Genomic DNA, 18,784 nt, shown 5'->3' with positions numbered 1-18,784 from the left:
GGCAAGGGACTATGAAAGAAGAGCGCACCTATATGGATTGGAACGCCACCGCGCCGCTGCTGCCTGCAGCGCGTGAGGCATGCCTGTCCGCGCTCGACCTTGCGGGTAATCCCTCGTCCGTTCACGGCGAAGGCCGAAAAATCCGGATGCTGCTCGAAAATGCCAGACGGGATGTCGCGGTTCTTTGCGGCGCCCAACCGGCAAGCGTGACGTTTACCAGCGGTGCGACGGAAGCGGCCAATTGGGTGCTGACACCACATTTCCGCATGGGCAAGACGCCGCTGACGATCGGCCACCTCTATATTTCCGCGATCGAGCATCCGGCCGTTCGCGAGGGCGGGCGGTTCGGCAAGGACGACATCAGCGAAATCGCCGTGACGTCCGCCGGTACCATCGACCTTGCGGCCCTCGAAGCGGCACTGGCCGCCCATGACCGCCAATCCGGCCTGCCGATGGTCGCCGTCATGTTCGCCAACAACGAGACGGGCATCGTCCAGCCGATTGCCGAGGTCTCGCGCCTCGTCAAGGCCGCGGGCGGTATCCTCGTCGTCGATGCGGTGCAGGCTGCCGGTCGGTTGCCATTGTCGATCGAAGACCTCGGCGCGGATTTCGTGATCGTCTCGTCGCACAAGATCGGCGGGCCCAAGGGAGCCGGAGCTCTTGTATCGCGCGGCGAGATCCTGATGCCGTCGGCGCTGATCCGTGGCGGCGGCCAGGAGAAGGGCCATCGTTCGGGCACGGAAAACCCTGCGGCGATTGCCGGTTTTGGCGCTGCGGCGCGGATCTCTGCTGAAGGCCTTGAAAGCCGGATGACTGCCGTTTCTGCGCTGCGCGACCGGCTGGAGACAACGATGATCGCGGCGGCACCCGATGTCATCATCCATGGCCGCGACGGTAATCGTATCGGCAATACATGCTTCTTCACGCTGCCAGGCCTCAAATCCGAGACAGGCCAGATCGCCTTCGATCTGGAGGGGGTGGCGCTTTCGGCGGGCTCGGCCTGCTCGTCCGGCAAGGTCGGCCAGAGCTACGTTCTGTCGGCGATGGGGCATGATCCCCGGCATGGCGCCTTGCGCATTTCGATCGGTCCATCGACGACGCAAGCCGAGATCGATCGCTGCGCGGACGTCTTTGCGAAGATCGCGGCGCGGCGCAGGCTTTCGGGGACTGCGGCCTGAGCGAGAATAAATTTGCGGAAATTGAATTTTCCGCTTGGCAAACGGGGTGAAAATGCCCCTTAAGCCCATTACATAGGCGGTACAACGAACATTGTATCGTGACGACAAGCTGCCGGACCTTGTATCCGGCGAGATTGGAGAACGACATGGCTGCTGTGCAGGAAACAATCGATCAGGTCGCCCTGATCGATGTGGACCAGTACAAATACGGGTTTGAGACGACGATCGAAATGGACAAGGCCCCCAAGGGCCTGTCCGAAGAGATCATCCGCTTCATTTCGGCAAAGAAGAACGAGCCGGACTGGATGCTCGAATGGCGTCTGGAAGCGTATCGGCGCTGGCTGACGCTGGAGGAGCCGACCTGGGCGCGCGTCAATTATCCCAAGATCGATTTCAACGAGATCTCCTTCTACGCCGCGCCGAAGAGCACGCCCGGCCCGACCTCGATCGACGATGTCGATCCGGAGCTTCTGAAGGTCTATGAAAAGCTCGGCATTCCCCTGCGCGAGCAGGAAATACTGGCCGGCGTGAAGACGTCGCGGATCGCCGTCGATGCCGTGTTCGATTCCGTCTCGGTCGTGACGACGTTCAAGGAAGAGCTGAAAAAGGCCGGCGTGATCTTCATGTCGATCTCGGAAGCCATCCGCGAGCATCCGGATCTGGTGAAGAAATATCTCGGGACCGTCGTTCCGACGACCGACAACTATTATGCGACGCTGAACTCGGCGGTCTTTACCGACGGCTCTTTCGTGTTCGTGCCGAAGGGCGTTCGCTGCCCGATGGAACTGTCGACCTATTTCCGTATCAACGAAAAGGGCACCGGCCAGTTCGAGCGCACGCTGATCATCGCCGAAGACAGCGCCTACGTCTCCTATCTCGAAGGCTGCACGGCGCCGCAGCGCGACGAAAACCAGCTGCATGCAGCCGTCGTCGAACTGGTGGCTCTGGACGATGCCGAGATCAAGTATTCGACCGTCCAGAACTGGTATCCCGGCGACAAGAACGGCAAGGGCGGCATCTACAACTTCGTCACCAAGCGTGGCGATTGCCGTGGCAAGAACTCGAAGATTTCGTGGACGCAGGTCGAAACCGGTTCGGCGATCACCTGGAAATACCCGTCCTGCATCCTGCGCGGCGACGGTTCGCGCGGCGAATTCTATTCGATCGCTGTCTCGAACGGTCACCAGCAGATCGACAGCGGCACCAAGATGATCCATCTCGGCAAGAACACGTCGAGCCGCATCGTCTCCAAGGGTATTGCGGCCGGCGTTTCGCAGAACACCTATCGCGGCCAGGTGTCGACCCACCGCAAGGCCGAGAACGCCCGCAACTTTACCCAGTGCGACAGCCTGCTGATCGGCGACAAGTGCGGCGCCCATACCGTGCCCTATATCGAGGCGCGCAACTCTTCGGCCCAGTTCGAGCATGAAGCGACGACGTCGAAGATTTCCGAAGACCAGCTGTTCTACTGCCTGCAGCGCGGCATCCCGACCGAGGCCGCGATCGCGCTGATCGTCAACGGCTTCGTCAAGGAAGTCATCCAGGAACTGCCGATGGAATTCGCGGTCGAAGCGCAGAAGCTGATCGGGATTTCGCTGGAAGGTAGCGTGGGCTAACGATGTCAGTTGCAACGATTGTTCTGTTTCGACCTGTGGGGTTGGAGGAACTTGAGCTGATAGAAACTGCTGGTTGGAAAGCTTTCCCGCCACGTTTGCCGGATCAGCCGATTTTCTATCCGGTCACGAATGAAGGTTATGCGGCGCAGATTGCTCGGGACTGGAATACAAAAACAGGATCCCGGCATGGTTATGTGACGCGGTTCGAAGTGAATGCCGAATATGCCGCCAAATTCGATCGAAAGATTGTTGGCGGTCGCGAACACGAAGAGCTTTGGGTGCCGGCGGAGGAACTGGAAGAGTTTAATCGCAATATCGTTGGATCGATTGCGGTAACCCAGCAGTTCCTGCCTTCGGATTGAAAAAATAAAGCAGGCCGAGAGGCCACGTTTGAAAGGCTCGCCCGCATATTCGAGCCGATACGCTAGGAAGATTTACATGCTTGAAATCAAGAACCTCCATGCCCGCATCGCCGAAGACGGCACTGAGATCATCCGTGGTCTGAACCTGACCGTGAAAGCCGGCGAAGTGGCTGCCATCATGGGGCCGAACGGCTCCGGCAAGTCGACGCTGTCCTATATCCTGTCGGGCCGCAGCGATTACGAAGTCACCGAAGGCGACATTCTCTACAACGGCGAGAGCATTCTCGAACTCGACCCGTCTGAGCGCGCCGCCAAGGGTATCTTCCTGGCCTTCCAGTACCCGGTCGAAATCCCGGGTGTCGCCACCATGCAGTTCCTCAAGGTGGCGCTCAACGAGCAGCGGAAGTTCCGCGGCGAAGACGAGCTTTCGACACCGGATTTCATCCGCCGCGTCAAGGAAGCTGCCGCCCGGTTGCAGATCAACCCAGATATGCTCAAGCGTCCGCTCAATGTCGGATTCTCCGGCGGCGAAAAGAAGCGCGCCGAAATCCTGCAGATGGCGTTGCTCGAGCCGAAGCTCTGCATCCTCGATGAAACCGACTCCGGTCTCGATATCGATGCGCTGAAGATCGTTGCCGACGGCGTCAATGCGCTGCGGTCGCCGGATCGCGCCGTGATCGTCATCACCCATTACCAGCGCCTGCTGGAATATATCGTTCCGGATACTGTCCATGTTCTCTACAAGGGCCAGGTCATCAAATCAGGCGACAAGTCTCTGGCGCTCGATCTTGAAGCCAATGGTTATGCCGACATCATCGATGCGGCGGCCTGAGGAGTGATGGGGATGAACATGCAAACGGCGATCACGATGACAGCCGCTGAAACGGCCCTCGTCGATGCCTATAATGCGGAGATCGGCGAGCTGCCCGGCGAAGGCGCCGTGCTGTCGGCCCGCGACACGCTGCTGGCCGACCTGAAGAAGCAGGGCCTGCCGACACGCCGGGTCGAATCCTGGCACTATACCGACCTGCGCGCACTGCTCCGTGCTGTCCCAGCCTTTGATTCGACGGCGTTTGCCGAAAAGGTCGATCCGCTGGTCGCCGGCTCGTCCGTCCTGACCGTCCTCAACGGCAAGGCCGACGCCAAGGGCGCTCCGGTCGGCGTCAACGTGCGGACCTACCGTGAAAGCCTGCTCGACGGCGTTGCCGCCGCAGACCTCATCGAGCGTGATCCGGAAGACGCGATCGGCCGCATCAACGGCAGTTTTGTGCGGGATGGTTTCGAGATCGAGGTCCCGGAAGGCACCGAGCTTGAACAGCCGATGGAACTGCAACTTGTGCAGAGCGCCGGCCAGAGCCATTCGCGCTTCCCGGTCACTTTCGGCGCCAATACCAAGGCCACGGTGATCGAACGCCATCTTTCGGTGAGCGATGCCGCAAGCCTGGTTACGGTCGTCAGCGACCTTATCCTCGACGACGGGGCAGACATCACCTGGATCATCCTGCAGCAGCAGGGCGTAAGCGACAGTCATCTTGCCCAGGTCAATTTCGACCTCGGCACGAATGCCAAGCTCAGGCTGTTCGTCATCAATGCCGGCGGCAAGCTGGTGCGCCAGGAAGTCCATGGCGTGACGACGGGTGAAGGTGCGGATTTCAAGCTGCGCGGCATCAACCTGCTCGGCGGCGAAACGCATACCGACGTCACCTTCACGCTCGGTCATGACGTTCCGAACACGACCTCGACGGAGGTCATTCGCAACGTGCTGTTCGATCGTGCCAAGGGCGTGTTCCAGGGCCAGATCCGCGTTGCTCCCGGTGCGCAGAAAACCGACGCGAAGATGGCGTGCAACACGTTGCTTCTGTCCGACGACGCCGATTTCTCGGCAAAGCCGGAGCTTGAGATCTTTGCCGACGACGTCCAGTGCGGCCATGGCGCAACCGTCATCGACATCAACCCGACGCATCTCTACTACCTGCGTGCCCGCGGCATTCCGGAAAACAAGGCGCGCGCCATGCTGGTCAATGCTTTTGTCGACGAGATTGTCGAGGAACTCGAAGACGAAAGCCTGATCGAAACGCTGGAAGCGATCATCGCCGCCTGGCTCGAAAAGCACGCCTGATTGGATCACGACATGGAACACACGGTGCCGGTTCCGGCCTACGACGTCGAAGCGATCCGCAGGGATTTTCCGATCCTGTCACGGACCGTCTACGGCAAGCCGCTGGTCTATCTCGACAACGGCGCCTCGGCGCAGAAGCCGCAGGTGGTCATCGACGCCGTTGCCCATGCCTATTCCAACGAATATGCCAACGTCCATCGCGGCCTGCATTTCTTGTCGAATGCCGCGACGGACGCCTATGAGGGTGCGCGCGAAAAGGTCCGCAGGTTCCTGAACGCACCATCGGTCGACAACATCATCTTCACCAAGTCCTCGACCGAGTCGATCAACACGGTCGCCTACGGTTACGGCATGCCCAAGATCGGCGATGGCGACGAGATTGTCGTGTCGATCATGGAGCATCATTCCAATATCGTGCCGTGGCATTTCATCCGCGAACGCCAGGGTGCCAAGCTGGTCTGGGCGCCGGTCGACGATCAGGGTGTGTTTCACATCGACGATTTCGTCAAATGCCTGACGGACAGGACCAAGCTTGTCGCCGTTACCCATATGTCGAATGCACTGGGCACTGTCGTTCCGGTCAAGGAAATCTGCCGCATTGCCCATGAGCGCGGCATTCCGGTGCTGATCGATGGCAGCCAGGCCGCCGTCCATATGCCGGTCGATGTCCAGGATATTGATTGCGACTGGTATGTCATGACCGGCCACAAGCTCTACGGCCCCTCCGGCATCGGCGTGCTTTATGGCAAGATGGATCGGCTGAAGGAAATGCGGCCCTTCATGGGTGGCGGCGAGATGATCGTGGAGGTGACTGAGGATAACGTCACCTACAACGACCCGCCGCACCGTTTCGAAGCCGGAACGCCGCCGATCGTCCAGGCGATCGGCCTCGGCTATGCGCTGGATTATATGAACAATATCGGCCGGGCCGCGATCGCCGCCCACGAGGCCGATCTGGCAGCCTACGCGCACGACCGCCTGTCCTCCGTCAATTCCCTGCGCGTCATCGGGACGGCGCCGGGCAAAGGTGGTATCTTCTCCTTCGAGCTCGAAGGAATCCATGCCCATGACGTGTCGATGGTGATCGACCGGGCAGGGGTGGCGGTCAGGGCCGGCACGCATTGCGCCCAGCCGCTCTTGAAACGCTTCGGCGTCACCTCCACATGCCGTGCATCCTTTGGCCTCTATAATACGCGGGCCGAGGTGGACGTGCTGGTGGATGCACTCGACCAAGCCCGCAAATTCTTCGCGTAAGGAATAGTCCGATGAGCCTTGATACGACCGAAGACAAGATCGACGTCCGCGAAGGGATCGTTCATTCCGCAATCCCGGCCGACGAACTGGCACGCCTCAGCGACGACGTCATTTCCGCGCTGAAGACGGTGTACGACCCGGAAATTCCGGCCGATATCTTCGAACTCGGGCTGATCTACAAGATCGACATCGAAGACGACCGCATGGTCAAGATCGCCATGACGCTGACGGCGCCCGGCTGCCCGGTGGCCGGCGAGATGCCGGGCTGGGTGGAGAACGCAGTCAGCGCCGTTGAGGGTGTATCGGGCGTCGAAGTGTCGATGACCTTCGATCCGCCGTGGACGCCGGATCGCATGTCGGAAGAGGCGCAGGTCGCCGTCGGCTGGTACTGATCGCGTATTGATCCCTTAACCGCCACGCATTACATTCAAGACTCGGAAAGCATCAGGCCTTGAACCTGATCGCATAAGGAGAAATGGCCGATGGGCTTTGCAGTCATGAGTTTGAGCGATGCGGCGGCGGGCCGCGTCAAGGCGATCGTCGAGAATGCCGGCGGCGCGGCCGAGGGTATTCGCGTCGGGATCAAGAAGGGCGGATGCGCCGGCATGGAATATGCCATCGATCTCGTCACTGCGGCCAACCCCAAGGATGACCTGGTCGAGCATCAGGGTGCCAAGGTCTGGGTTGCCCCCGAAGCCGTACTCTACCTGCTCGGAACCCGGATGGACTTCGAAATCACGACGCTGCGCTCCGGCTTCACCTTCAATAATCCGAACCAGACGTCGGCCTGCGGCTGCGGCGAATCCGTCGAATTGAAGCCCGCCGATCTGGCTGCGCTTGCAGCAAAGGGCGATGCGGTCGTTCGAGCCGGCTAAGCGTCTTGGCGCGAAAGCGCGGTCGAATATCCCGGATCTGGAAAGAGATTGGTTTGCGCCAGTCTCTTTTTCTGTTTTTATGTTCTGCTGACAAACGCGGCCGGGGCATGGATCGAGTAACGCGATGCCGATTGCGCAGAAACATTTCATCCAGGCTCTGTACGACAGTTTCCCCGACCCTGTGATCATCGTGGATTCCGACAAGATCATCCGTGCCGCCAATCAATCGACATTGAAACAGTTCGGCTATTCTCTGAGTGAAATCGCCGATCGTCCGGCGCGGATACTCTACGGATCGCAGCAGGACTACGAAGCATGCATGAACAAGGGGGCAAGCAGGGCACCTGGCGAACCTGTCTCCGATGGTATCTATCTGTTTGCCCGCAAGGACGGTTCGGCGTTTTCGGCACGGCTGCGGTCGACCCAGGTCATAGGCGACGACGGAACAATGCTGGGCTTTATCGGTGTCGTGCACGATATCTCGGATATTCTGGCGCTCGACAGGGAGCGCAAGAAAACTGTCGACATGCTCAATGCAGCCGTACAGGCGATCCCGGAAGGATTTGCGATTTTCGACAAGGACGAGAAACTTCTCGTCTTCAATGAAGCCTATCGACGGATCCTGGGCGCGGCTGGTGCTGGTCTCCATATCGGTATGACCGCGGAGGAAATCCTTGTCGCGGTCTATGAAGCCGGCAACTACCCGTTCATTCCGGTCGGCTCGCCGGATGCCAAGGCGTGGATCGAAAGCCGGATAGCGGATTTTCGCAATCCGAGCGGCAAGGCACAGGTGTTCCCCTATGCCGACGGACGGTGGCTGCAGGTCGAGAATCTGAAGGCCACGGACGGCAACACCGTTGTGCTGCGTATCGACGTCACCGAACTGAAGGAAGCCGAACGCGCGCGCGACCGGCAGCGGCTGGAATATTATACGCTGGTCCAGAATATCCCTGACTTCATCACCCGCGTTTCCAAGGACTTAACCTACATTTTCGTCAACGAGCGATATGCCCAGTTCACGGGCCTGACGTCCGACGAACTGATCGGCAGGCCGCTCCTGGATTTCGTTCCGGAACGCGACCGCGCGCCGCTGTCCCTTGTCCTTGCAAATCTGTCGCCGGATGAACCTATCGTCACGCGCGAACAGCGCCAGCAACTTGCCGATGGCAGCGATTTCTGGATTTTCTGGTCGAACATGGCAGTCTTCGACGGACGGAAACTGGTCGAATATATCACCGTCGGACGCGACATCACGGAGTTGAAGCGGCAACAGGCACGGATTGCCCAGCAAAGCGCCGAGTTGCAGCGCAAGAACGAGGCGCTCAACCAGTTCACCGGCACCGTCTCCCATGACTTGAAGGCGCCGCTGCGCCATATGTCGATGTTTTCCGAAATGATCGGCGAGGATGTGGCCAGTGGCAATCTGGAAGAGCTTCCACTCTATGCCAAACATCTGCGCCAGAGCGCACGGCGGATGGACCAGCTGATCGACAGCCTGCTGGACTATGCCCAGATCGCCGATCAGATCAGCCATTGGCAGACAGTATCGATGACCGATGTGATTTCCGATGCGATCCTCAATCTCGACAGTTTCATTCGCGAAGCCGAGGCCAGCATCGAACTCTCGCCTTTGCCGCAGGTGAGAGGCGATCCCGAATTGCTCAAGCGCCTTTGCCAGAATCTGATCGGCAACGCCGTCAAGTACCGCAGAGACGATGTAAAACCGATCATCAGGATTTACGCCGAGAAAGAGGAGGGCTCCATCCGGTTTTATTTCCAGGACAACGGCATCGGTATCGATCCGCGGTTTTCAAAGAAGATTTTCGATGTCTTCCAGCGGCTGCACAGGGATGAAACGGTCTATCAGGGCACCGGTATTGGACTGGCGTTGGCAAAACGGATAGCCGAGAGCCACAACGGCTCCATCGAGCTTGACACGACATTCACGGAGGGTGCACGTTTCATGCTGGTTTTTCCGGACATGAGACAATCCGGCGGAAAGTAAGACGCACGTGGGAACTCGGATCAAAAAGCTGCTCGTCGTCGATGACGATCTGATTGACGCCCATTTTGTCATGCGCGCCTTTTCCGATCTTGGCGGTGAGCTGGAAATCACCCATGTCACGGATGGCGATGTCGCTGCCCGCCGGCTTTCGCGGGAGCCGTTCGACTATGTCCTGCTCGATATCAACATGCCCGGAACAAACGGCATGGAATTGCTGAAGCGCATCCGCACGAACGAAAAGACGGCGGTTCTTCCCGTCATCATGCTGACCTCATCGATGAATCCGAGCGACGTCTATACGTCCTATGCCTGCGGCGCGAACGCCTATACGCTGAAACCATCGTCAGTCAGCGGCTACAGGACGTTTGCGGAGGGCTTCACGCGTTTCTGGGTCGATGTCGCGGTTCACCCGCATACACGAAGGCCGCTGTAGTTCACATCGTATTGCACGAACGAAGAAGGGGCGCCCGATGCGCCCCTTTCGGTTATCAGCTACTCCGCCGCCTCGGCATAGTCTTCCAGCGGCGGGCAGGTGCAGACGAGGTTGCGGTCGCCATAGACATTGTCGACGCGGTTGACCGGCGACCAGTACTTGTCGACGCGGAAGGCGCCCGGCGGGTAGCAGGCCTGTTCGCGCGAATAGGGGCGGTCCCATTCGCCGACGAGGTCTTCGACCGTATGCGGGGCGTTCTTCAGCGGATTGTTCACCCGGTCCATCTTGCCGTCCTCGATCGCCTGCGCCTCGGCGCGGATCGCCAGCATCGCTTCGCAGAAGCGGTCGAGTTCGGCCTTGGTTTCGGATTCCGTCGGCTCGATCATCAGCGTGCCGGCGACCGGCCAGCTCATGGTCGGGGCGTGGAAGCCGCAATCGATCAGACGCTTGGCGACGTCGTCGACGGTAACCCCGGCACTTTCGACCAGCGGACGGGTATCGACGATGCACTCATGCGCGACGCGACCCTTGGCCGACTTGTAGAGCACGTCATAAGCGCCCCTCAGTCGCGCGGCGATATAGTTGGCGTTGAGGATCGCCACCTTGGTCGCCTGCGTCAGGCCTTCGCCGCCCATCATCAGGCAGTAGCTCCAGGAGATCGGCAGGATGGAAGCCGAGCCGAAGGGAGCAGCCGACACGGCACCTTCGCCACCATCGGTTTCCGGATGTCCGGGCAGGTAAGGGGCCAGATGCGCCTTGACGCCGATCGGACCCATGCCCGGGCCGCCGCCGCCGTGGGGAATGCAGAAGGTCTTGTGCAGGTTGAGATGGCTGACGTCGGAGCCGATGTCGCCGGGGCGGGCAAGGCCGACCATGGCGTTCATGTTGGCGCCGTCGAGATAGACCTGGCCGCCATGCTTATGGACGATGTCGCAGACCTCGCGCACGTTCTCCTCGAAGACGCCATGTGTCGACGGATAGGTGATCATGCAGCACGAGAGGTTTTCCCCATACTGCTCTGCTTTTGCGCGGAAATCGTCCATATCGATGTCGCCATTGTCGCTGACCTTGACGACGACGACCTTCATGCCGGCCATCTGGGCCGAGGCAGGATTGGTGCCGTGCGCCGAGGTCGGAATCAGGCAGACGTCGCGATGGTCGTCGCCATTGGCGAGGTGATAGGCACGGATCGTCAGAAGCCCGGCATATTCGCCCTGCGCTCCTGAGTTCGGCTGCATCGATACCGCGTCATAACCTGTGATCTGGCAGAGTTTCTGGCTGAGATCGGTGATCATGTGGCGATAGCCTTCGGCCTGATCGGCAGGGACGAAGGGATGGATTTCCGAGAATTCCGGCCAGGTGATCGGCAGCATTTCGGCTGTCGCATTCAGCTTCATCGTGCAGGAGCCGAGCGGGATCATCGAGCGGTCGAGCGCCAGATCCCTGTCCGACAGCCGGCGGATATAGCGGGTCATTTCGCTTTCCGCCCGGTTCATGTGGAAGATCGGATGCGTCAGGTATTCGCTGGTGCGCAGCAGGGATTCCGGCAACCGATAGCCGGCCTCGAAGTCCTCGACCGTGAAATCGCCGCCGAAGGCCCGCCAGACGGCTTCGAGCGTCACCGGCCGCGAGCGCTCGTCGAGGCTGATGCCGATCTTCGTGGTGCCGATCCGGCGCAGGTTGACCTCTTCGGCAACCGCCGTCTTCAGGATGATGCCCTGAAGCTTGCCGACATCGACGGTGATCGTGTCGAAGAACACGTCCGGCTCGACCGTATAGCCGAGCTTTTCGAGGCCGAGTGCAAGCAGAACCGCCTTCTGGTGAACGCTCTGGGCAATCGCCTTGATGCCCTTGGGGCCATGAAAGACTGCATACATCGACGCCATGACGGCGAGCAGCACCTGCGCGGTGCAGATGTTCGACGTCGCCTTTTCGCGGCGGATATGCTGCTCGCGCGTCTGGAGCGACAGGCGGTAGGCCCGGTTGCCGCGGCTATCGACGGAGACGCCGACGAGACGGCCGGGCATCGAGCGCTTGTAGGTGTCCTTGACGGCCATGTAGGCCGCGTGCGGACCGCCGTAACCGACGGGAACGCCGAAGCGCTGCGTGCAGCCAATGGCGATATCGGCGCCCATTTCGCCGGGGGACTTCAGGAGCGCCAGTGCTAAGGGATCGGCAGCGACCGTGGCGATGGCACCCGTCTGGTGCAGCCGCGCGATCAGGCCGGTGAAATCATGAACATGGCCATAGGTGCCGGGATACTGGAAGATCGCCCCGAAGACATCGACCGGATCGAGATCGGTGAAAGGGTTGCCGATGACGATCGACCAGCCCAGCGGCTCGGCACGGGTCTTGAGCAGCGCGATCGTCTGCGGATGGCAATTCTCATCGACGAAGAAGGCTTTTGCCTTCGACTTTGCAACGCGCTCGGCCATGGCCATCGCTTCGGCGGCGGCGGTCGCTTCGTCGAGCAGCGAGGCGTTGGCGACGTCGAGACCGGTCAGGTCGCAGACCATCGTCTGGTAGTTGAGCAAGGCTTCGAGACGGCCCTGGCTGATTTCCGGCTGATAGGGCGTATAGGCCGTGTACCAGGCCGGGTTTTCGAGAATGTTGCGCTGGATGACCGGCGGCGTGATCGTGCCGTAATAACCCTGGCCGATCAGCGACACGAGTTTTTTGTTGCGGTTGGCCGTTTCGCGCATCTTGTCGAGCGCTTCGCGCTCGGTCATCGCAGCGCCCCAGGCGAGCGGGGATTTCTGGCGGATCGACGGCGGAACCGTGTCGTCGATCATCGCATCCAGGCTGTCATAGCCGATGACCTTGAGCATATCGGTCATCTCGTCGGGCGAGGGGCCGATATGCCGCCGGTTGGCGAAATCATAGGGCTTGTAGTCGGTGAAGGTGAAGTCTTTCGGCATGCTCATCAGGCGATCAGCTCCTTGTAGGCGGCCTCATCCAGCAGCGCGTTGACGGCGGACGGATCAGAGAGCTTCAGCTTGAAGAACCAGCCAGCCCCTTGCGGATCGCTGTTGACCAGCGACGGATCGTCGACGATCGCCTGATTGGTCTCGACAATCTCGCCATCCAGCGGACAATAGACATCGGAAGCCGCCTTGACGGATTCAACGGTGGCAGCGGTTGCGCCCTTGTCGAGGGCAGCACCGGTTTCCGGAAGTTCCACGAAGACCAGATCGCCGAGCTGTTCGGCGGCATGCGCGGTAATGCCGACCGTTGCGACGTCACCCTCGATTTTCAGCCATTCATGTTCATCGGTAAATTTCAGCATGGGTTCAGCTCCAGATCAGCGTTTGTAGGTGGGGGTGATGAAGGGCAGGGCGGCGACAGTGACGGGCAGATATTTGCCGCGCACTTCCGCGAAAACCTGGGTACCATTGGCAGTGTGGGCAATATCGACATAGCCCATGGCGACGGGATGGTCGGCGCTCGGGCCGAAACCGCCGGAGGTGACGGTGCCGACCGGCACCTTGCCCTCGGCATCGGCAAAGAGCGGCGCTCCGCCGCGAACCGGGGCCTTGCCTTCCGGCTTCAGCCCGACGCGGCGGCGGCCGGCGCCGCCGGCAAACTGGCGCAGGATAGTGTCCGCGCCGGGGAAGCCGCCTTCGCGCGCGCCACCCGCCCGGCGAGCCGTCTGCATCGCCCATTCCAGGCCTGCCTCGACCGGCGTCGTGGTTGTATCGATGTCGTTTCCGTAGAGACACAGTCCCGCTTCGAGACGCAGCGAGTCGCGTGCACCAAGGCCGATCGGCATCACATCGGGATGCTCGAGGATGCGGCGCGTGACATCTTCTGCCGATGCTGAGGGAATGGAGATTTCAAAACCGTCTTCGCCGGTGTAGCCCGAGCGCGAAATGATGCAGGGCACGTCATGCAGGTCGGCCTCGGCGACATCCATGAAACGCATGGTGGCGATATCGGCCCAGAGTTCGGCGAGCACGCACTCGGCACGCGGCCCCTGCAGAGCAATCAGCGCGCGGTCGTCGAGCAGAGACAGCTCGCAGGTCTCGCCGAGATGCTTTTGCAGGTGAGCGAAGTCCTCGTCCTTGCAGGAGGCGTTGACGACGAGAAAGAGGTGGTCACCGCGATTGGCGATCATCAGGTCGTCGAGAATGCCGCCCTTGTCATTGGTGAAAAGCCCGTAGCGCTGGCGCCCCTCGGCAAGCCCGAGTACATCAACTGGCACCAGCTTTTCGAGTGCAAGCGCTGCGTCCTCTATCTTTCCTGATTTGGGGCGAAGGATGATCTGCCCCATATGGGAGACGTCGAACAGCCCGGCGGCGGAGCGGGTTTGGAGATGCTCCTTCATGACGCCGGCCGGATATTGTACCGGCATGTCGTAGCCGGCAAACGGCACCATGCGGGCGCCGAGCGACACGTGCAGCGCATGCAGCGGCGTCTGTTTCAAAGGGGAATGATCGTCCAAGTCCGGCCTCCAGGTCTGGCGCAACGCGCCGGCTCATCTCCACGGCGCATTTCGTGCGTCGTTTCCTCGAGCCCCCTCTGTCCCTTTGCCTGAGATTGTTATCCCTTCGGCGAGCGGAAATGCTTCTCTCCAGAGTCCTACCGGCACCTTGCTGGTCCTTTGGCCTGAGAGTTTCCGGGGCGGTTGCTCCTTCGGCACCGGTGTCACCCGGATTCTCCCAACAAGATCGATTTCAGATAACGGCGATGCCAGCAGCTTGGCAAGCGCAAAATGTCGCGCCCGAACAGATTTTTGTCGTGGCTGTTTTACGTCTCTGCCTGGATGCGGCAAATCTGCCTTTGCTTTTTTCCCATCGAGAGGATAACGCAATTCTCCAAGACGGAGATCATTGATGGCCAAGGCCGGGCGACATATGCAGGGTGCGGTGCGGGTGCTTTCAGCGCTTGCGCTCCTATTCCTGTCGTTTGCCCACCAGCCCGCCTTCGCCCGTCAGATCACCCCGGCGATGGCAGCGCAGTATATGCTGCCGGATGGATCGATCGATATCTGCTTCGGGCTGGATGGTGTCGATGGCCATGGCTCCTCGCACGAAGGCCTGGCTCCGGTCTGTGACTATTGCCGGCTGGCCGCGTCCGTGCTTCTGCCGACGCCACCCGGTGAAAGCTATCTTGTCATCCGCTTGGCGGCGTTCGTTTCGGCCAAGCCTGATTTTCACCCGCTTTTCATCTCGCAGCCACGCACCCTGCCGCAATCGCGCGCACCTCCGCTCTCGCTCTGACGTCTTCGCCTCGGCGATTTTCCAGATTATCCAGAGTATTCAGCCGCCTGATACGGCGTTGACCGTCCTGCCCACGGTGGCCAGACCGGTCCGGAGACAGATTATGACAACGACCAGAACGACATTTCTTGCACTTGCACTTGCACTTTCGCTTGGCACTGCCGCTACCGCTCATGCGCATGCGTCCTTCGAGCAGGACGAGGTTGCCTCGGAAAGCAGCTTTAACGCCGTGCTGCAGATCCCCCATGGCTGCGACGGCAAGGCAACCACCGAAGTTCAGGTGAAGCTGCCGGAGGGTTTCGTCTTCGCCAAGCCGCAGCCGAAAGCCGGCTGGGAGCTTGAGATCATCAAGGGCGACTACCGCAAGAGCTACGACAATCACGGCAAGGCCGTCACTTCCGGCCCGCTCGAAATCCGCTGGAAGAACGGCAACCTGTCCGACGACTATTACGACACCTTCGTCATCAACGGCAAAATCTCCGGCTTCGATAAGGAGACGCAGCTTGCCTTTCCGGTGACGCAGCTCTGCGGCGCTTCGGACAAGGTCGTCTGGGACCAGATCGCCGCCGAAGGCCAGAGCGCCCATGCGCTGGAGCATCCCGCTCCGACGATCACCGTGACGCCGGCGCAGGCTGGTGGACATCACCATGATGATATGGCCGGAATGACCGGCATGGCGGGAATGGCCGACGCGCCGGTCAAAGCCGGTTCGCTGGAGATTTCCGGCGGCGCGGTGAAGGCGATGCTGCCCGGCGCCAAGGTCGGCGGCGGCGGCTTCGTGGTCAAGAACGACGGCAGCGAAGAGGATACGCTGGTATCCGTCGAAAGCCCGGCTGCAGGCCGCGTCGAGCTGCACGAGATGACCATGCAGAACGACGTGATGAAGATGCGCAAGCTGGACGGCGGCATTGCCGTTCCGGCCGGCGAAACCGTCAAACTTGAAAGCGGTGGCCTGCACCTGATGTTCATGGATGTGAAGAAGCCGTTCGCCGAGGGTGACAGCATTCCGGTAACGCTGACCTTCGAAAAGGCCGGCAAGGTCGACTACACGCTTCCCGTCGGCAACGCGGCCGGCGGTGCGCACAAGCACAATTGATTTTCACCGAGTTTTACCGGACGGATGGCGGCGCGGCAAACCGGGCCGCCATCATCTTGTGGCGCAGGCTGTTTCGCAAAGCAGAGATGGAGACTTCGTATCAGTCGCCGGCCGTTTCGTCGTCCTGGTGCAAGGCTTCGTCGCTGTCATCGGATTCCGGCTCATCCGGCTCGAATTCCATGTAGCGGCGTACCGCTTCGCCACGGGTGCCCTGCGGCAGGCGGCCGTTGGAACTCATCAGCATCAGTGACAGCGATGTCGGACTGCGAAGGGCCGCGATCGCGGCATGCGTGTTGGCCGCATCGTCCTTTGGCCGAGCAGAAAGCAAAGTGATCGCCTCGTCGGTCGGGCCGTCGCCGCTCACGCGTGCGGACGGCTTCACGGCTTGCGCCGCGTAAGCCGCTGTCGTGGCTGACATGGTAACGACGAGGGTCATTGACGATCTGCCCTTAACGGGCGCTCCTTCTGATGTGGCAATCGATCCTCTTTAACCCGGCCGCTGTTTCATCCCGGTGAAATCGAGCACTGGCATTTAAGACAAATCTTATCGATCTTTCGAAGGAAAAAGGGGAGCGCGTTCGCCCGGGGAAAGCGGGCGCTCCCAAAGGCTTCAGGCATAACGCCGCAAAGGGGGCCTCTCTGTCGTCGCGGCGCCAGTTGTCGACAGCCCGTCGAGTTCGACACATTTGCCGGTGGGGGCGCGGCAGACCGCGCGGGCGTCGTGATTGCTTTCCTCGCCGGCAAAATGCAGCGCCGCCGCTTCGTTGGCAAACAGTCCGCCGACGCGGCCGAGCCGATCGTGCACGACCCACCAGCCATGGTGATCCCGGCCGACGGTGAAGCGCGGCGTTGTCGAAAGCGCGCGTTGTATGGGATATCTACTGCCCATGATCCTTGTAACCTTCATGTTGTTGATGGGGGCCGGACGCTCGTCTCAGCGCAGAAGCCAACCGGCCAGAAGCTGAACGGTGCCGGCAAGTGAGAAAACGGCGGCGAGGCGGATGACGGCGCCAGACAGGCTGGCCCGGTCGGTTGTTGCGCGGGCGTCCTTGCCTGCTGATTGGAAACTGGCTAACTGCTGCATTGGTCGATCTTCCGTTTGATGTGTCTGCAATCGGCAAGACGCTGATTGTCATGAGAAAATATGTGCTTGCCCATTGCCGTTCCATGCGTGGCCGGCGGCTTTGTTCTTAAAATCTCATAGGATTTGCCGCCGCGCCGGTGCCGGTTTGCAAAGGACAGGCGCCAGTGCCATCCGGAACGCGGCTGTGGTTTCCGCGACGATCGGCGTCAGCGGCAACCGGACATCGTCGCTCATCCCCCGCAACAGACTGAGTCCGTATTTGATCGCCGCGGGGCTCGGTTCGCGTTCCAGGGCTTGAAACAGCGGGCTCAGCCGTTCCTGCAGGCTTTGCGCCGATTGCAGGTTGCCGGTGGCAAGCGCCTGATGAAGCGCAACGGTCAATCGCGGTACCAGATTGGCGGCCGACGAGATGACGCCGCGGCCGCCCATGAGGGTGAAAGGCATGGCTGTCAGATCATGGCCGGAGTAGAGCGCGAAGCGCTGGCGCAGGGCGACAGGCATTGCCGCGAGGCGGGCGATGTCGCCGGTTTCATCGGCGATACCCGCAACCGATGGCAGGGTTGCCAGCTGCTCCAGCGTCCGGGGCGAGAGGTCTATGGCTGTCCGCTGCGGCGCCACGCCGACGATGAGCGGCAGATCCATTCTATCGGCGATCGCCTCATAGTGACGGAACAGACCTTCCTGCGCGGGCTTGCTGTAGTAGGGGGTGACGACATAGGCAGCGGTGGCGCCCATGTTCTTTGCCTCGGCCGTCCGTGCAACCGTCGTCTCGGTACAGTTCGTGCCCGTGCCGGCGATGACGGGAATCCGGCCCCCGGCGACGGCAACCGCGAGCCGGATGAGTGTCGTCCGTTCATCGTCGGTCAGTGCCCAGGGTTCGCCTGCGGGGCCGGAAACGAGCAGGCCCGAAATACCGCTGTCGATCTGCCATTCCGCGAGATCGGCGAACGAGGCTTCGTCCAGCTGGTCGCCTCTGAAGGGGGTGACGAGGTCGCAGATCGCCCCTTGCGGCAGTGAAGCGAGCGGTTTGAATTCAGTCATTTTGCATCTCCTTTTGCGTTGCCGCGGTCGTCCGTCTTCGCCGGGCAAACGGCTTGCCTTTCCCGGCGGCGCTGCCCAGAAGGGCAATCAGCATGGCAGCCGGCGGGTCGCGATGTTGGGCTTTCACGCGCTCGCGCCGTGGGTTTTCGGCAAGGCCGGTCCCGACGGACAGCGTGGCGACCCAATGATCGCCGCATGGGTCGAGGCCACGAAATGCGCACGCGCGGTCGCAGGATTGAGCAATGAGGCGGAGGGCGGCGGCAAATGCCTCCCTCTCCATGAGGCGGCGAAACTCGGGCGACTGCTTCATCTCTTCCGGCAGCCCCGCCACGTGCGGCAGGATACGCACGGCTTCCCAGATATGGTGCTCGCGGAGAACCCGGACGGCGCAAACCCGCGCAATCAGGCTGGCCAGTGCTGTTTCCGCAGGCATGTACTCGGCGGGACGGGCGGCCGTGATCGGCAGCAGTCGGCCCTGCGATATCGATATCGTACTCATCGC

At 60.9% G+C, this 18,784-nt stretch carries 20 protein-coding genes and 1 riboswitch; of the genes, 12 read left to right on the top strand and 8 right to left on the bottom strand.

The features are described 5' to 3' along the window. Positions 1–11: 11 nt before the first annotated feature. From J2Z75_RS02170 to J2Z75_RS02125, 10 genes are all read left to right on the top strand, one after another. Positions 12–1,178 (top strand): cysteine desulfurase family protein, encoded by a 1,167-nt coding sequence (locus J2Z75_RS02170; RefSeq protein WP_209847054.1) that lies wholly within the window; start codon positions 12–14, stop codon positions 1,176–1,178. Positions 1,179–1,324: 146 nt separating this feature from the next. Further along, complete coding sequence (gene sufB, locus J2Z75_RS02165) at positions 1,325–2,794, top strand: Fe-S cluster assembly protein SufB (protein ID WP_209847051.1); 1,470 nt, start codon at positions 1,325–1,327, stop codon at positions 2,792–2,794. Between the two features lie 2 nt (positions 2,795–2,796). Continuing rightward, on the top strand, positions 2,797–3,156 hold the full coding sequence (locus J2Z75_RS02160; RefSeq protein ID WP_209847048.1) for an ADP-ribosylation/crystallin J1: 360 nt from the start codon (positions 2,797–2,799) through the stop codon (positions 3,154–3,156). Between the two features lie 76 nt (positions 3,157–3,232). Then, positions 3,233–3,988, top strand: coding sequence for a Fe-S cluster assembly ATPase SufC (sufC, locus tag J2Z75_RS02155; RefSeq protein ID WP_209847045.1), 756 nt, complete (start codon positions 3,233–3,235; stop codon positions 3,986–3,988). 12 nt (positions 3,989–4,000) lie between these two features. Then, positions 4,001–5,275 (top strand): Fe-S cluster assembly protein SufD, encoded by a 1,275-nt coding sequence (gene sufD / locus J2Z75_RS02150; protein WP_209847042.1) that lies wholly within the window; start codon positions 4,001–4,003, stop codon positions 5,273–5,275. Positions 5,276–5,287: 12 nt separating this feature from the next. Continuing rightward, entirely contained in the window at positions 5,288–6,529 is a 1,242-nt protein-coding gene (locus J2Z75_RS02145; RefSeq protein ID WP_209847039.1) for a cysteine desulfurase, read from the top strand. A gap of 11 nt (positions 6,530–6,540) precedes the next feature. Further along, the gene (locus tag J2Z75_RS02140; RefSeq protein WP_209847036.1) at positions 6,541–6,921 is read left to right on the top strand and encodes an SUF system Fe-S cluster assembly protein; all 381 of its coding nucleotides are present in this window, start codon (positions 6,541–6,543) and stop codon (positions 6,919–6,921) included. Positions 6,922–7,011: 90 nt separating this feature from the next. Continuing rightward, a complete protein-coding gene (gene sufA, locus J2Z75_RS02135) occupies positions 7,012–7,404 on the top strand; it encodes a Fe-S cluster assembly scaffold SufA (RefSeq protein ID WP_209847033.1) in 393 nt (130 codons plus the stop codon). 124 nt (positions 7,405–7,528) lie between these two features. After that, positions 7,529–9,409, top strand: a complete 1,881-nt coding sequence (locus tag J2Z75_RS02130) for a PAS domain S-box protein (RefSeq protein ID WP_209847031.1) — start codon at positions 7,529–7,531, stop codon at positions 9,407–9,409. Between the two features lie 7 nt (positions 9,410–9,416). Next, positions 9,417–9,842, top strand: a complete 426-nt coding sequence (locus J2Z75_RS02125) for a response regulator (RefSeq protein WP_209847028.1) — start codon at positions 9,417–9,419, stop codon at positions 9,840–9,842. Between the two features lie 59 nt (positions 9,843–9,901). Here J2Z75_RS02125 and gcvP read toward each other — a convergent pair whose 3' ends face one another. Genes gcvP through gcvT form a run of 3 tightly spaced genes read right to left on the bottom strand, consistent with a single transcriptional unit; the run spans position 9,902 to position 14,283 of the window. After that, entirely contained in the window at positions 9,902–12,766 is a 2,865-nt protein-coding gene (gene gcvP / locus J2Z75_RS02120) for an aminomethyl-transferring glycine dehydrogenase (RefSeq protein WP_209847025.1), read from the bottom strand. Then, complete coding sequence (gene gcvH, locus J2Z75_RS02115) at positions 12,766–13,128, bottom strand: glycine cleavage system protein GcvH (RefSeq protein WP_209847023.1); 363 nt, start codon at positions 13,126–13,128, stop codon at positions 12,766–12,768. Before gcvH ends, gcvP begins: the two co-directional genes overlap by 1 nt. A 15-nt stretch (positions 13,129–13,143) precedes the next feature. Continuing rightward, positions 13,144–14,283, bottom strand: a complete 1,140-nt coding sequence (gene gcvT, locus J2Z75_RS02110; protein ID WP_209847020.1) for a glycine cleavage system aminomethyltransferase GcvT — start codon at positions 14,281–14,283, stop codon at positions 13,144–13,146. Positions 14,284–14,425: 142 nt separating this feature from the next. Beyond that, positions 14,426–14,513, bottom strand: a riboswitch (glycine riboswitch). Positions 14,514–14,674: 161 nt separating this feature from the next. On the opposite strand from gcvT, the gene J2Z75_RS02105 reads away from it, so the two are divergent. Beyond that, positions 14,675–15,061 (top strand): DUF2946 family protein, encoded by a 387-nt coding sequence (locus J2Z75_RS02105; RefSeq protein WP_209847017.1) that lies wholly within the window; start codon positions 14,675–14,677, stop codon positions 15,059–15,061. Between the two features lie 103 nt (positions 15,062–15,164). Next, positions 15,165–16,157, top strand: coding sequence for a DUF1775 domain-containing protein (locus tag J2Z75_RS02100; RefSeq protein ID WP_209847015.1), 993 nt, complete (start codon positions 15,165–15,167; stop codon positions 16,155–16,157). A 100-nt stretch (positions 16,158–16,257) separates the two neighbouring features. Here J2Z75_RS02100 and J2Z75_RS02095 read toward each other — a convergent pair whose 3' ends face one another. The 5 genes from J2Z75_RS02095 to J2Z75_RS02075 form a co-directional block, all read right to left on the bottom strand. Next, entirely contained in the window at positions 16,258–16,593 is a 336-nt protein-coding gene (locus tag J2Z75_RS02095) for a hypothetical protein (RefSeq protein ID WP_209847012.1), read from the bottom strand. 174 nt (positions 16,594–16,767) lie between these two features. Further along, the gene (locus J2Z75_RS02090; protein WP_209847009.1) at positions 16,768–17,046 is read right to left on the bottom strand and encodes a hypothetical protein; all 279 of its coding nucleotides are present in this window, start codon (positions 17,044–17,046) and stop codon (positions 16,768–16,770) included. Between the two features lie 45 nt (positions 17,047–17,091). Further along, positions 17,092–17,241: a hypothetical protein gene (locus J2Z75_RS02085; protein WP_209847006.1), complete on the bottom strand. Its 150-nt coding sequence runs from the start codon at positions 17,239–17,241 to the stop codon at positions 17,092–17,094. Positions 17,242–17,355: 114 nt separating this feature from the next. Further along, positions 17,356–18,282, bottom strand: a complete 927-nt coding sequence (dapA, locus tag J2Z75_RS02080; protein WP_209847003.1) for a 4-hydroxy-tetrahydrodipicolinate synthase — start codon at positions 18,280–18,282, stop codon at positions 17,356–17,358. Continuing rightward, positions 18,275–18,781 (bottom strand): hypothetical protein, encoded by a 507-nt coding sequence (locus J2Z75_RS02075; protein WP_209847000.1) that lies wholly within the window; start codon positions 18,779–18,781, stop codon positions 18,275–18,277. Before J2Z75_RS02075 ends, dapA begins: the two co-directional genes overlap by 8 nt. Between the last annotated feature and the right edge of the window lie 3 nt (positions 18,782–18,784).

It is taken from the genome of Rhizobium herbae (assembly GCF_017873135.1).
GTDB classification, from domain to species: domain Bacteria; phylum Pseudomonadota; class Alphaproteobacteria; order Rhizobiales; family Rhizobiaceae; genus Pararhizobium; species Pararhizobium herbae.
The sequence above is the reverse complement of the archived record's forward strand: the minus strand, read 5'-3'. Positions and strand labels throughout refer to the sequence as shown.

Excerpts from the sequence above, each read along its gene's own strand:
- J2Z75_RS02170 (WP_209847054.1), top strand. The coding sequence starts at position 12 with ATGAAAGAAGAGCGCACCTATATGGATTGGAACGCCACCGCGCCGCTG.
- sufB (WP_209847051.1), top strand. The coding sequence starts at position 1,325 with ATGGCTGCTGTGCAGGAAACAATCGATCAGGTCGCCCTGATCGATGTG.
- J2Z75_RS02160 (WP_209847048.1), top strand. The coding sequence starts at position 2,797 with ATGTCAGTTGCAACGATTGTTCTGTTTCGACCTGTGGGGTTGGAGGAA.
- sufC (WP_209847045.1), top strand. The coding sequence starts at position 3,233 with ATGCTTGAAATCAAGAACCTCCATGCCCGCATCGCCGAAGACGGCACT.
- sufD (WP_209847042.1), top strand. The coding sequence starts at position 4,001 with ATGAACATGCAAACGGCGATCACGATGACAGCCGCTGAAACGGCCCTC.
- J2Z75_RS02145 (WP_209847039.1), top strand. The coding sequence starts at position 5,288 with ATGGAACACACGGTGCCGGTTCCGGCCTACGACGTCGAAGCGATCCGC.
- J2Z75_RS02140 (WP_209847036.1), top strand. The coding sequence starts at position 6,541 with ATGAGCCTTGATACGACCGAAGACAAGATCGACGTCCGCGAAGGGATC.
- sufA (WP_209847033.1), top strand. The coding sequence starts at position 7,012 with ATGGGCTTTGCAGTCATGAGTTTGAGCGATGCGGCGGCGGGCCGCGTC.
- J2Z75_RS02130 (WP_209847031.1), top strand. The coding sequence starts at position 7,529 with ATGCCGATTGCGCAGAAACATTTCATCCAGGCTCTGTACGACAGTTTC.
- gcvP (WP_209847025.1), bottom strand. The coding sequence starts at position 12,766 with ATGAGCATGCCGAAAGACTTCACCTTCACCGACTACAAGCCCTATGAT.
- gcvH (WP_209847023.1), bottom strand. The coding sequence starts at position 13,128 with ATGCTGAAATTTACCGATGAACATGAATGGCTGAAAATCGAGGGTGAC.
- J2Z75_RS02105 (WP_209847017.1), top strand. The coding sequence starts at position 14,675 with ATGGCCAAGGCCGGGCGACATATGCAGGGTGCGGTGCGGGTGCTTTCA.
- J2Z75_RS02100 (WP_209847015.1), top strand. The coding sequence starts at position 15,165 with ATGACAACGACCAGAACGACATTTCTTGCACTTGCACTTGCACTTTCG.
- J2Z75_RS02095 (WP_209847012.1), bottom strand. The coding sequence starts at position 16,593 with ATGACCCTCGTCGTTACCATGTCAGCCACGACAGCGGCTTACGCGGCG.
- J2Z75_RS02090 (WP_209847009.1), bottom strand. The coding sequence starts at position 17,046 with ATGGGCAGTAGATATCCCATACAACGCGCGCTTTCGACAACGCCGCGC.
- J2Z75_RS02085 (WP_209847006.1), bottom strand. The coding sequence starts at position 17,241 with ATGCAGCAGTTAGCCAGTTTCCAATCAGCAGGCAAGGACGCCCGCGCA.
- dapA (WP_209847003.1), bottom strand. The coding sequence starts at position 18,282 with ATGACTGAATTCAAACCGCTCGCTTCACTGCCGCAAGGGGCGATCTGC.
- J2Z75_RS02075 (WP_209847000.1), bottom strand. The coding sequence starts at position 18,781 with ATGAGTACGATATCGATATCGCAGGGCCGACTGCTGCCGATCACGGCC.